Below are 12,379 nucleotides of genomic sequence, written 5' to 3' on the forward strand. Positions count from 1 at the left end.
ACGTCGGTGCCGTTGCGCGGCTCTTGGGTCTCGCTCACCGGAGCAGCCCCTTCATCTCGATGGTGGGGAGCGCCTTGAGGGCCGCCGCCTCCGCCTCGCGGGCCGCTTCCTCCCGGTTCACGCCGAGCTTTCCGCCCTGGATCTTCTGGTGGAGCTTGAGGATCGCGTCCATCAGCATCTCGGGGCGGGGCGGGCAGCCGGGGAGGTAGATGTCCACCGGGACGATGTGGTCGACGCCCTGGACGATCGCGTAGTTGTTGAACATTCCGCCTGAAGATGCACAAACCCCCATGGAGATGACCCATTTGGGAGCGGGCATCTGGTCGTACACCTGGCGCAGCACCGGCGCCATCTTCTGGCTGACCCGACCGGCCACGATCATGAGGTCGGCCTGGCGCGGGGAGCCGCGGAAGACCTCCATGCCGAAGCGGGCCAGGTCGTACCGGCCCGCTCCGGTCGTCATCATCTCGATGGCACAGCAGGCGAGGCCGAAGGTCGCCGGGAAGACGGACGACTTGCGCACCCACCCCGCGGCCTGTTCGACGGTGGTCAGCAGAAAGCCGCTCGGCAGCTTCTCTTCCAGTCCCATGGGAAATTCAGCCCCTCAGTCCCATTCCAGGCCGCCGCGACGCCATACGTAGGCGTAGGCGACGAAGACGGTGAGCACGAAGAGCAGCATCTCGACGAGCCCGAAGATCCCCAGGGAGTCGAAGGTGACGGCCCAGGGGTAGAGGAAGACAACCTCGATGTCGAAGACGATGAAGAGCATCGCCGTCAGGTAGTACTTGATGGGGAAGCGACCGCCGCCGGCAGGCATCGGCGTCGGCTCGATGCCGCACTCGTAGGCTTCGAGCTTCGCCCGGTTGTACCGTTTTGGACCGATCAGCGTGGCCATGACCACGGAGAAGATCGCAAACCCTGCGCCGAGGGCGCCGAGCACGAGGATGGGCGCGTACGCATTCACGCTCCTCGCTCCTTCCAGTCGTCCTTGACCGTTGGACCGCTGCCGGCGCCGCGTGCCCCGCCTCGCGAAGATCACGCTTTCGATGAAGCGCTCGCATGTGAGGCAGTTCACAAGCCGGACTGGTGCGCATCTTATGCCTGCTCGTCTGTGATCTGCGACACGGGTACCAACACCGAGTTTGTGATCTCCACCACCTGACGAACGATCATGAAGTCCGATGAGTGGTGATCTTCATACGCGAAGCAGCCGCATGATCACCAAAGGTGACATTCGAGCCCGTTCTCGCAGGTGGAAGGCGCCTCGCCCTATCAAATGATGGCGGGTGCAGGCAAATTGGCCTGGAAGCGCCCCCGATGGTAAGGGGATCCGCGTCGCCCGGTCGGGGGAGGCCGCGCGTACGGAGGTGGACGCGGGGCAGACGAGGGTGCGGCGGGCCCCCGAGTGCGTGCATCCGTTCACGAGCCGCCCCGGCCGCTTCACAGGAAGGTCACGGCCCGGCCACGGGGCCCACATGACGTGATCCGCCTGTGACCTGCGCCACTCTGAATCGGGCGTTCCGAAAGCGGGCTTGGCCATCTGTGCGGAGGGATGGTAGTCCGAGGATCATTTCGGACTTAATTCTGAAACCCCATGATCACAGCCTTGTGAAGGCGTGTCCGTTTCGCCCGTTACGGCGTCAATAAGAGTCGGGGCGCGCCCGGTTCGCGCACTTCGCGCGCAACTGTGGCGCACCCCACGTTTCTTGAAGGGACCCCTGACGCCCTGATAGCGGTTGTTCTCATGTCCCACACCGCTCACATACCCAGCCACCGGAAGCCCCGCCGCAGCGCCTCGAAGCTCGCGGTCCGCGCCGGAGTTGCCGGTGGCGTCCTCAGCACCCTGGCCATGGCCGGCACCGCGAGCGCGTCCCCGTCCGAGCCCGTGGCCGAGACGACGCTCGAAATGCCGGTCCTGAACCTGGACCTGGCGGCCGAGGTCTCCTCCGCCGTCACCACGGCCGCCGAGAACACCCGTCTGGCCGCCGTGGAAGGCGAACTGACCGCCCAGGAGGAGAGCGCCCGTACCGGCGCCGCCGCCGAGGCGAAGCAGGCCAAGGAGACGGCCCAGAAGGCCGCCGAGAAGAAGGCGAAGGAGGAGGCGGACCGCAAGGCCGAGGCCGAGCGCGCCACCCGCGACTCCGACCGCACCTCCCTCAAGAGCACCTCGACCTCCGCCAAGGCTCCGCAGGGCACCGGCACCGTGTCGGCCCCGGCGACCGGCTCCGCCGCCGCCGTCGTCAACTTCGCCCGCGCGCAGGTCGGCAAGGCCTACGTCATGGGTGGCACCGGCCCGTCCTCCTTCGACTGCTCCGGCCTCGTCCAGGCCGCCTACCGCCAGGCCGGCATCTCCCTGCCGCGCATGTCCCAGGCGCAGTCCTCGGCCGGCACGTCGGTCTCCCTGAACGCCCTGCAGCCGGGTGACATCCTGTACTGGGGCTCCAAGGGCAGCGCGTACCACGTCGCCCTCTACGTCGGCGGCGGCAAGTTCGTCGGCGCGCAGAACCCCAGCACGGGCATCGTCGAGCGCAGCCTGAGCTACGACAGGCCGACGGGCGCCGTCCGCGTCCTCTGAACCCGCCCCTGAGCGCCGCTCGGGCCAACGGCACCACACACGGCCGCAGGGCCGGTACTCCCCCGCTCGGGGGCGGAGTACCGGCCCTGCGGCCGTTGCCCTGACCTGACGGGCCTTGTGGCACCCTGCCGGCCGACGCCCTGCGAAGATGGCGGCGGAAGCCCTGAGCGTCAGACCCTGGAGGTGGTGGTCCCGTGGGCGCACAGCCGTACGAGCCCCACGAGGCCGGCGACCCGACCGCGGTCCGGGCCGCCCTCGGCCTCGGGCTCCTCGCCGTCGGGGGCTGGCTGCTGAACACCGCGCGCCCCTGGCAGAAACCGGGGCACGCCCTCCTCCTGGCCACCGGCTGGACCGTCTCGGTCGCGCTGCTGGTGTGCGGCCTGGTCCTGCTGGCCCGGTGCGTGCGCACCGTGCACGGATCCCCCGACCCTGAGGGCCGGGGGATCCGGGACCGCCGTCCGTAGCAGCCTGCGTCAGACCGTCGTCACGCCTTCGGGGCCACCTTCGAGAGGCCGTTGATGATGCGGTCCATCGCGTCGCCGCCCGCCGGGTCGGTCAGGTTGGCCAGCATCTTCAGCGTGAACTTCATCAGCAGCGGGTGGGTCAGACCGCGCTGCGTGGCGACCTTCATGACCTTCGGGTTGCCGATCAGCTTCACGAAGGCGCGGCCCAGCGTGTAGTAGCCGCCGTAGGTCTCCTTGAGCACCTTCGGGTAGTTGTGCAGCGCCAGCTCGCGCTGCGCCGGGGTGGACCGGGCCTGCGCCTGCACGATGACGTCGGCCGCGATCTGGCCGGACTCCATGGCGTAGGCGATGCCCTCGCCGTTGAACGGGTTGACGAGGCCGCCCGCGTCGCCGACCAGCAGCAGGCCCTTGGTGTAGTGCGGCTGCCGGTTGAAGGCCATCGGCAGGGCCGCGCCGCGGATCGGCTGCGTCATGTTCTCCGGGGTGTAGCCCCAGTCCTGCGGCATCGAGGCGCACCAGGCCTTGAGGACCTCGCGCCAGTCCAGCTCCTTGAAGGCGGAGGAGGAGTTGAGGATGCCGAGGCCGACGTTGGAGGTGCCGTCGCCCATGCCGAAGATCCAGCCGTAGCCGGGCAGCAGCCGGTCCTGCGGACCGCGCCGGTCCCACAGCTCCAGCCAGGACTCCAGGTAGTCGTCGTCGTGCCGCGGCGAAGTGAAGTACGTGCGCACCGCGACGCCCATCGGGCGGTCCTCGCGCCGGTGCAGGCCCATCGCCAGGGACAGCCGGGAGGAGTTGCCGTCGGCCGCGACGACCAGCGGGGCGTGGAAGGTGACCGGGGTCTTCTCCTCGCCCAGCTTCGCCTGCACGCCCGTGATGCGGCCGGTGCGGGCGTCGCGGACGGGCTCGCCGACGTTGCAGCGCTCGTACAGCCGGGCGCCGGCCTTCTGCGCCTGCCGGGCGAGGATCTCGTCGAAGTCGTCGCGCTTGCGGACGAGTCCGTACTCCGGGTAGGAGGCGAGTTCCGGCCAGTCCAGCTGGAGCCGCTGCCCGCCCCCGATGATCCGCAGGCCCTTGTTGCGGAGCCAGCCGGCCTCTTCGGAGATGTCGACGCCCATCGCCACCAGCTGCTTCGTGGCGCGCGGGGTCAGTCCGTCGCCGCAGACCTTCTCGCGCGGGAACGCCGTCTTCTCCAGCAGCAGGACGTCCAATCCGGCCTTGGCGAGGTAGTAGGCGGTGGTCGAGCCGGCGGGCCCGGCCCCGACGACGATCACGTCCGCGGAGTGTTCGGAGAGGAGCTCGGTCACTGCGGGGTCTCCCGAAGGCTCGATAAAGGGTGCCCAACGGCACCGGACATGTGCAGTCTATGCAGCGAGAGAGATCGCGATCAGAAGGGCCACCCACGTTGACAAGCTCGCCGACCTCGCAGACCTCGCCGGCCTCCCCGCCCCGGCAGCCGCTCGCCGCGGTGCAGCTCCGCGTGCCCACCGACGAGGACGCCCACGCCTGGCACGAGGTCTTCGCCGATCCCGACGTCATGGAGTTCCTCGGCGGTCCCGCGGAGCTGTCCGAGTACGAGGAGTTCACCGCGCGCCAGCGCATGCACGACGCACAGCTCGGCTACTGCCTGTGGACACTGCTGGACGAGGACGGCGCGGTGATCGGCTTCACCGGCGCCCAGCCGTGGCCCCGGCAGGAGTGGGGCCCGGTCGGGGAGGTCGAGATCGGCTGGCGGCTGGGCCGGGAGCACTGGGGCAAGGGCTACGCCACGGCCGCCGCAGAGGCGACCGTGGCACGCGTCCGGGCGGCCGGCCTGGAACGGGTCTGCGCCATGATCCACGCACGCAACGCCCGTTCCGTGGCCGTGGCGGAGCGGCTGGGCATGACCCTGGCCGAGGAGTTCACCACGCCGGGCGGGAATCCGGCACGCCGCTACGTACTGGACCTGCGGGACCTGCCGCAGCCCCGCTGATCGTCCCGGCCGGCGTTCGTCCCGGCCGGCGTCCGGGGGGCCGCGGCGAAGCGGGGAGCCGCTCGCCGCGGCGGGGGCCGGTAGCACGGGATCAGAAGACGGACAGGCCCGTCAGGGTCGTGAACCGGTCCAGCGCCGCGACGCCCGCCACCGAGTTGCCCCGGGCGTCCAGGCCCGGGCTCCACACGGCGAGGGTGCACCGCCCCGGGACGACGGCGACGATCCCGCCGCCCACCCCGCTCTTGCCGGGCAGACCCACCCGGTAGGCGAACTCGCCGGCCGCGTCGTACGTCCCGCAGGTCATCATCACGGCGTTGACCTGCTTGGCCTCGCTGCGCGTCAGCAGCCGCGAGCCGTCCGCGCGCAGCCCGTGCCGGGCCAGGAAGCTCCCGGCGCGCGCCAGGTCGGCGCAGCTCATCTCGATGGAGCACTGCCAGAAGTAGTGCTCCAGCAGTGCGGGCACCGGGTTGTCGATGTTGCCGTAGGAGGCCATGAAGTGGGCGACGGCCGCGTTGCGGTCCCCGTGCTCCTGCTCGGATGCGGCGACCTCGGCGTCGAAGGCCATCTCCGGGTTCCGGCTCTCCTGCCGCAGGAACTCCAGCACTTCGCTGCTCGCGTCGCCCGTCAGGGTCTGGAGCCGGTCGGTGACCACGAGCGCGCCCGCGTTGATGAAGGGATTGCGCGGAATGCCGTTTTCGTACTCCAGCTGCACGAGTGAGTTGAACGGGTTGCCCGAGGGCTCCCGGCCGACCCGCTCCCACAGACTGTCGCCGCCCCCGGCCAGCGCCAGGGCGAGCGAGAAGACCTTGGTGATCGACTGGGCGGAGAAGGGCACCTGCCAGTCCCCCACCCCGAAGACGTTGCCGTCGAGATCGGCGATCGCCATCCCGAACTGCCGCGGGTCCACCGACGCGAGGGCCGGGATGTACTCGGCGGGCGTACCGCTGCCCAGCAGCGGGGCGACGTCGGCGGCGATCCGCTCCAGCAGGGGCCCGTAGTCCGTGGGCGCAGCGTCGGGCACGGCGGTCAGTCCTTGGTGCCTCTGTGCAGCGCGACGATGCCGCCGCTGAGGTTGCGCCAGGCGACCTTGGACCAGCCGGCCTTCTGCAGGAGGGCTGCCAGCGCCGGCTGGTCGGGCCATTCGCGGATGGACTCGGCCAGGTACACGTACGCGTCGGGGTTGGACGACACCGCGCGGGCGACGGGCGGCAGCGCGCGCATCAGGTACTCGGTGTAGACGGTCCGCAAGGGCGCCCAGGTGGGCTGCGAGAACTCGCAGATCACGACCTGGCCGCCGGGCTTGGTCACCCGGTACAGCTCGCGCAGCGCCGCGTCGGTGTCCTGGACGTTGCGCAGGCCGAAGGAGATCGTCACGGTGTCGAAGACATCGTCCTTGAACGGCAGCCGCGTGGCGTCGCCGGCCGTCAGCGGCAGCCAGGAGTTGCGCTTCTTGCCCTCCATGAGCATGCCGAGGGAGAAGTCGCACGGGACGACGTACGCGCCGGTCGCGGCGAAGGGCAGCGAGGAGGTCGCCGTGCCGGCGGCCAGGTCGAGGACCTTCTGCCCGGGGCGCGCGCCGACCGCCTTGGCGACCTCCTTGCGCCAGACCCTGTCCTGGCCGAGGGAGAGGACGTCGTTGGTCAGGTCGTAGTTCGCCGCGACCCTGTCGAACATGGAGGCGACTTCGTGCGGCTGCTTGTCCAGGGAGGCCCTTGTCACTGGCGTTCGCCCCTCGTGTTGCGATGCGGATCGGCGGGTACGGCCCCATCCTCTCAGGCCGCGCCGGCCCGGAGGGCGCGGGCTCCGCCGTACCGCGCCGTGCCGGTTCCGTACCCGAGCGTAGAACTGTTCCGAAGGACAGTTACGCTGCTACGCCGCATGCGCGTTGACTGCCAGGGTGCGGCCCGGTGAGGGTCACCCACCGGATCAGAACCGCAAACCGTGGGCGGGTCCGGCAGTGGCCGCCGCGAACAGGAAGCTTCACGATGCCGGCAGGCCATTCCACCGGTCGTTCCCGCCGAGACGGCCCGCGCGCCAGGCGCCGGGCCGAACGGCGCAGGCGGCTGCGGCGCACGATCCTCCTCGGTTCGGCGGCGCTGGTCGCCGTCTCGGCCACCGCCTACGCGCTGCTGCCCGAGGACGACGCCACCACGGCCGCCAAGGGGCGCACCGCCGCCCGGCCCGACGCACCGGACGGGGAGGGCACCGACGCCGCCGGGAACCCGCTCCCGCAGGGCGGTGCGAAGTCACCCGAGGCCGCGCCGTCCCCCGCGGCCCCCTCGCAGCAGCCCGCGGGCTCGCCCTCGGCGTCCACCGGCGCCCCGGCGACGCCCGGCAAGCCCGGCGCCTTCTCCGGCTCGTCCGCCGCCGGCAACGCGCAGGGCAAGGGGACGACACGGCGCTGGCGGCTGGAGGTCGAGGAGGGCAGCGGGATCGACCCGGAGGCGGCCGCCCGCTCCGTCGAGGCGATCCTCGGGGACCCGCGCGGCTGGACCAGGGACCCGCAGTACGGCTTCCAGCTCGTGGGAGCGGGCCAGCCGGTGGACTTCACCGTCAAGATCGCGACGCCCAGGACCACCGACCTCCTCTGCGACGTGGTCACCCCGGAGCTCATCGGCGAGACCAACTGCCGGGTCGGCCACACCGTGGTGGTCAACCTCAAGCGCTGGAAGGAGGGTTCGCCCCAGTTCAGCGGCTCCGTGGAGGAGTACCGGGCGCTCATCGTCAACCATGAGGTCGGGCACGAGATCGGCCGCGGCCACGAGGGCTGCCCGGGCGCCGGGAAGCCCGCACCGGCGATGATGCAGCAGATCAAGGGCCTGGGCGGATGCAAGTCCAATGCCTGGCCGTTCGACGCGAATGGAACCTACCTGTCCGGTCCATCCGTCCTCTAGGGCGGAGGGCGGCCGCCGGAAGGGCCGCCCGGGGGCATCGAGGAGTGGGAACCGTGCGCGTCGTCAGCTTCAGCGTCCCCACGTGGTTCCCCTCGTACGAGGAGCCGGGCGGGCCGCCGTCGCCGCACGGAGGCCTGCCGACCGAGGCGCTGCTGACCGAGCAGGAGTCAGCGGTGTTCCTGTGTCTGGCCACCGGCGCCTCCAACCGGGAACTCGCCGTGGAACTCCAACTGTCCGTCAGCACGGTCAAGTTCCACGTCGTGAACATACGGGCCAAGCTCGGCGGGGTCAGCCGCCTCCAGGCCTGCCTGCTGGCCGCCCTCGCCCGGCAGGGCGGGCGCCCCGCGGACATCCGACCCGCGGACAACCGCCCCGCGCACATCCGCGCCACCGACGACAGACCCACCGACGACGGACCCGCCGAGGACGCGCCGGCCGCCGGGAGCGACGCCGGGCTCAGCGACGGCGGTGCAGCAGCCGTCCCCCGATGACCGTGGCCACGCACGTGGTCGCGCCCCGCGCCAGCAGTTCGGCCTCGTCCGCCACCGCGAACACCGCGAAGCGCGCCGCGGCGCCCGGCTCCAGCACCCCGTGGAAGGCATCGGCCGCCGACTCACGCCCCGCGAAGGGATCCAGGGCCGGCCGCCCCTCGTAGGGTGCGGGCGGCAGGATCGTCAGCCCCGATCGGGACACCGCCGTGCGCACCGCCGCAACCGTGAAGCGCCCGCACACCGCCACCACCCCGCGCGCCAGCAGCCGCTGCGTGCCGCGCCGGGCGCTGTTGCCCCACCGCGGCTCGGTCAGCTTCAGGGCGTCCAGCGCTTCCTCGCCGCTGATCGGGTCGGCGCCGAGCTCCGTGACCTCGTACGGGTCGTCCGGGTAGTACGTCCGCTCCAGCAGCTCGTCCGCCCCGCGCACCAGCAGCCCCGGGGTGAGCACCCCCGGCCAGCGGCGGACCCGCGCGTGCGAGTGGGTCGCGCCGAGGTCCTCGTACGGACCGACGTGGGCGATCCGGTCCCCTTCGACGAGGACCGCACCGCCCTCCAGCGGCGCGGACCCCGGCCCGGTCACGAGGAGTTCGGCGGCGTGCAGCGTCAGCATCGTGTCGGACGCGTCAGTTCGCGGAGATGAGCTTCAGCTCGGGGTGCGCGGTGCCGCCCTCGATGGCGGTGGAGGAGATGTGCGAGACGACGCGGTCGTCAGCCGGGTCGTTCGCCGGGTCGTCGTGCACCAGCAGGTGCTCGTACGTCGTCGCGCGCTGCGCCGGCGTGCGGCCCGCCTTGCGGATCAGGTCGATGATCTCCTGGCGGTTGGAGCGGTGCTTGGCGCCCGCCGAGGAGACGACGTTCTCCTCCAGCATGATCGAGCCGAGGTCGTCCGCGCCGTAGTGCAGCGAGAGCTGGCCCGCCTCCTTGCCGACGGTCAGCCAGGAGCCCTGGATGTGGGCGATGTTGTCGAGGAACAGGCGCGCGATCGCGATCATGCGCAGGTACTCGAAGATCGTCGCCTGGGTGCGCCCCTTGAGGTGGTTGTTCTCGGGCTGGTACGTGTACGGGATGAAGGCGCGGAAGCCGCCCGTGCGGTCCTGCGTGTCACGGATCATCGCGATGTGCTCGATGCGCTCGGCGTTGGTCTCGCCGGTGCCCATCAGCATGGTGGAGGTGGACTCCACGCCCAGCTTGTGGGCGATCTCCATGATCTCCAGCCAGCGCTCGCCGGACTCCTTGAGCGGGGCGATCGCCTTGCGCGGCCGGGCCGGCAGCAACTCGGCGCCGGCGCCCGCGAAGGAGTCCAGACCGGCCGCGTGGATGCGCTGGATGGCCTCCTGCGCCGAGACGCCCGAGATGCGGGCCATGTGCTCGACCTCGGACGCGCCGAGGGAGTGGATGACCAGCTGCGGGAAGTCCTTCTTGATGGCGGAGAAGTGGTGTTCGTAGTACTCGACGCCGTAGTCCGGGTGGTGCCCGCCCTGGAACATGATCTGCGTGCCGCCGAGCTCGACGGTCTCCGCACAGCGGCGCAGGATGTCGTCGAGGTCGCGGGACCAGCCCTTCTTCGTGTCCTTGGGGGCCGCGTAGAAGGCGCAGAACTTGCACGCCGTGACGCACACGTTCGTGTAGTTGATGTTCCGCTCGATGATGTACGTCGCGATGTGCTCGGTGCCGGCGTAGCGGCGGCGGCGCACCGCGTCGGCCGCCTGGCCGAGCGCGTGCAGCGGCGCGTGGCGGTAGAGGTCGAGCGCCTCTTCCTTGGTGATCCGGCCCCCCGCGGCGGCGCGGTCGAGGACAGACTGGAGAACGGCCTGGTCGGTCACCGGTGAGTCACCTTTCGGCGGTGTGTCTGTGTCAAGGTCCGGACCGATCCAGCCTACGCCAGCACCCGGCGGCGGTTTTCAGGGGCTGCGGGTGAGGTCTCCTTCGGGGTTCCCGGCCGGGGAGTCGCCCGACTTGTAGTGGAGCGTTCCGTTGGAGTTGAGGGTGAAGCGCTCCTCGGCGGACCCGTTGGAGCACACGCCGGGGGCGGGGTTGGGGCCGGCCGAGGTGTCCAGGACGAGCGAGCGGTCGGTGGCGGACGCCAGCTTCCAGTCCCCGCTGCAGTCGGTCCCGAAGAGCGGCAGGATCGACTTGTCCCGGCCGACGACCTCACCGACCTTGCCGGCCTTGATGGTGATCTCGAACTCGGTGGAGAGCCGGGCGCGGGCGGTGGTGACCGTCCCCTTCCACGTGCCGATGAGCTCCTCGGGGACGTCGGTACGGCTCCCGGACGGCGGCGCGGAGCTCGCACCGGTGGCCGCGGCCGAGGGGGCCGAGGCACCCGGGGCCGGGGAGGAGGCGGAGGGCCGCCCGCCGGAGTCGGCCTGGTCCCGCCGGCCGCCGCCCTGGCCCGGCAGCAGGTCCAGGAAGTAGATCCCGCCGGACAGCACCGCGAGGACGGCCGCCGCGGCCAGTACGACGGTGCAGCTGAACCGGCGCCCCGCGGCGCTGACGGTGACCTGCCGCCCGTCGGCCGCGCTCCGCTGCTGCGGCAGCGCGCCGCCGGCTCCGGGGGGCCCGCCGGCCGTCTCGGTGGGGCTGCCGTACGGGCCCGCGGCCCGGGCGGCGTACGCGGAACCCGCGCCCTGGCTCCCGTAAGGGCCCGTGCTCCCGTACGCTCCCCGGCTCCCGTAGGAGGGGTCCGGCGCCCCGAAGCCGCCACCGGCGGGGCCGTACGACCCGGCGGTGAACGGGACCGGGCCCGATGCGGCCTCCGGGGCGCCGGCCGCGACGCCGGCCCCGGCCGGAGCCGGGGTCGCACCCGCACCGCCCTCGCAGGGCTCGCCGTCCAGGTCCAGCAGCGCCACCGCGGCCCGGCTGGCCTCCTCGACCAGCGCGGCCGGGAGCCAGCCGGGGGCGCCGAGCGCCCCCGCGAGGGCGGCGGCGACCGCTTCGGGGGCGGGCCGGTCGGCGGCCGTCTTGGCCAGGCAGGCCGCGATCAGGTCGCGCAGGTCCCCGGCCGGGAGCTCGCCGAGCTCGGGCGGCTCGTGGACCACCTTGTAGAGGAGGGTGGCGGAGTTGTCCCCGGTGAAGGGCGGCCGGCCGGTCGCCGCGAAGGCCAGGACCGCGCCGAGCGAGAACACGTCGGCCGCCCCGGTGATCCCCTTGCCGAGGATCTGCTCGGGTGACATGTAGCCGGGCGAGCCGATGGAGACGCCGGTGGAGGTGAGCGAGGCGGTGCCGTCCGTGGCCCGCGCGATCCCGAAGTCGATCAGCCGCGGACCGTCCAGGGTGAGCATCACGTTCGACGGCTTCACGTCCCGGTGGACGAGGCCCAGCCCGTGCACGGCCACCAGGGCCCGCGCCAGGCCCGCGCCGATGGCCCGAACCGATGCCTCGGGGAGCGGCCCGTGCGCGGCGAGCGCGCGGTCCAGGGAGGGGCCCGCCACGTAGCCGGTGGCCACCCACGGGACCGCGGCCTCCGGGTCGGCGTCCAGGACCGGCGCGGTCCACTCGCCGCCGACCCTCCGGGCCGCCTCCACCTCGCGGCGGAATCGGGCCCGGAACTCCTCGTCGGAGGCGAAGTGCGGGTGCACGATCTTGACTGCGACGGTCCGGCCGCCCGCGCTGCGGCCCAGGTAGACCCGCCCCATGCCGCCCGCGCCGAGCCGGCCGAACAACCGGTATGTGCCGATGGTCCGCGGCTCACCGGCTTCCAGCGGATGCATCGCGTCCCCCCAATTCCCCGTGGTCCCGGGCGCCTTGTGGCACCCGGCCGACAGCAGCCTAAGGGCTGTACCACCGTCCCCGGTGGATCAGCGCACGGCGTCAGATGCGGTGCATGGCAAGGCGCAGGGGCGTCCTGATACGGGGCGCATCCGGGTGTTCCGACAACGCGGCGAGGTGCCGCAGCTGCCGTCGTGCGCCCGCCGGGGATGGAGGCCGGGACAGCCCTTGGGGGTGTCCTGTCGATCGGGCCGAGCCCGGCATGATCGGCACCTCAT

At 71.9% G+C, this 12,379-nt stretch carries 13 protein-coding genes; 5 read left to right on the forward strand and 8 right to left on the reverse strand.

The features are described from left to right. Window positions 1-34: 34 nt before the first annotated feature. Both ACZ3X1_RS15745 and ACZ3X1_RS15750 read right to left on the reverse strand, forming a co-directional pair. Entirely contained in the window at window positions 35-589 is a 555-nt protein-coding gene (locus ACZ3X1_RS15745) for a NuoB/complex I 20 kDa subunit family protein (RefSeq protein WP_030028258.1), read from the reverse strand. A gap of 15 nt (window positions 590-604) precedes the next feature. Next, entirely contained in the window at window positions 605-964 is a 360-nt protein-coding gene (locus tag ACZ3X1_RS15750; RefSeq protein WP_030010013.1) for an NADH-quinone oxidoreductase subunit A, read from the reverse strand. A gap of 780 nt (window positions 965-1,744) precedes the next feature. Here ACZ3X1_RS15750 and ACZ3X1_RS15755 point away from each other — a divergent pair. Continuing rightward, window positions 1,745-2,575 (forward strand): C40 family peptidase, encoded by an 831-nt coding sequence (locus ACZ3X1_RS15755; RefSeq protein ID WP_390075839.1) that lies wholly within the window; start codon window positions 1,745-1,747, stop codon window positions 2,573-2,575. 194 nt (window positions 2,576-2,769) lie between these two features. Then, window positions 2,770-3,039, forward strand: coding sequence for a hypothetical protein (locus ACZ3X1_RS15760; protein ID WP_356812022.1), 270 nt, complete (start codon window positions 2,770-2,772; stop codon window positions 3,037-3,039). A gap of 20 nt (window positions 3,040-3,059) precedes the next feature. On the opposite strand, the gene ACZ3X1_RS15765 is transcribed toward ACZ3X1_RS15760, so the two are convergent. After that, window positions 3,060-4,343, reverse strand: a complete 1,284-nt coding sequence (locus tag ACZ3X1_RS15765) for a geranylgeranyl reductase family protein (RefSeq protein WP_356812021.1) — start codon at window positions 4,341-4,343, stop codon at window positions 3,060-3,062. A gap of 98 nt (window positions 4,344-4,441) precedes the next feature. Between ACZ3X1_RS15765 and ACZ3X1_RS15770 the strand changes: the two genes are divergently transcribed. After that, window positions 4,442-5,008 (forward strand): GNAT family N-acetyltransferase, encoded by a 567-nt coding sequence (locus ACZ3X1_RS15770; protein ID WP_030831575.1) that lies wholly within the window; start codon window positions 4,442-4,444, stop codon window positions 5,006-5,008. A gap of 91 nt (window positions 5,009-5,099) precedes the next feature. On the opposite strand, the gene ACZ3X1_RS15775 is transcribed toward ACZ3X1_RS15770, so the two are convergent. Next, window positions 5,100-6,029: a glutaminase gene (locus ACZ3X1_RS15775; RefSeq protein ID WP_356812019.1), complete on the reverse strand. Its 930-nt coding sequence runs from the start codon at window positions 6,027-6,029 to the stop codon at window positions 5,100-5,102. 5 nt (window positions 6,030-6,034) lie between these two features. Further along, on the reverse strand, window positions 6,035-6,727 hold the full coding sequence (locus ACZ3X1_RS15780) for a demethylmenaquinone methyltransferase (RefSeq protein WP_356812018.1): 693 nt from the start codon (window positions 6,725-6,727) through the stop codon (window positions 6,035-6,037). Window positions 6,728-6,993: 266 nt separating this feature from the next. Between ACZ3X1_RS15780 and ACZ3X1_RS15785 the strand changes: the two genes are divergently transcribed. Beyond that, window positions 6,994-7,902, forward strand: a complete 909-nt coding sequence (locus tag ACZ3X1_RS15785) for a DUF3152 domain-containing protein (protein WP_356812017.1) — start codon at window positions 6,994-6,996, stop codon at window positions 7,900-7,902. 53 nt (window positions 7,903-7,955) lie between these two features. After that, entirely contained in the window at window positions 7,956-8,393 is a 438-nt protein-coding gene (locus tag ACZ3X1_RS15790; protein WP_467279997.1) for a response regulator transcription factor, read from the forward strand. Here the strand turns inward: ACZ3X1_RS15790 and ACZ3X1_RS15795 are convergent. The 3 genes from ACZ3X1_RS15795 to ACZ3X1_RS15805 all read right to left on the reverse strand — a co-directional run bounded on the left by ACZ3X1_RS15795 (window position 8,359) and on the right by ACZ3X1_RS15805 (window position 12,103). Continuing rightward, window positions 8,359-9,003: an imidazolonepropionase-like domain-containing protein gene (locus ACZ3X1_RS15795; protein ID WP_467279998.1), complete on the reverse strand. Its 645-nt coding sequence runs from the start codon at window positions 9,001-9,003 to the stop codon at window positions 8,359-8,361. The genes ACZ3X1_RS15790 and ACZ3X1_RS15795 overlap by 35 nt on opposite strands. A gap of 13 nt (window positions 9,004-9,016) precedes the next feature. Further along, window positions 9,017-10,216, reverse strand: a complete 1,200-nt coding sequence (gene mqnC, locus ACZ3X1_RS15800; RefSeq protein WP_356812014.1) for a cyclic dehypoxanthinyl futalosine synthase — start codon at window positions 10,214-10,216, stop codon at window positions 9,017-9,019. A gap of 78 nt (window positions 10,217-10,294) precedes the next feature. Further along, complete coding sequence (locus tag ACZ3X1_RS15805) at window positions 10,295-12,103, reverse strand: serine/threonine-protein kinase (protein WP_467279999.1); 1,809 nt, start codon at window positions 12,101-12,103, stop codon at window positions 10,295-10,297. Window positions 12,104-12,379: the final 276 nt, after the last annotated feature.

The organism is Streptomyces sp. NPDC023541 (genome assembly GCF_055559995.1).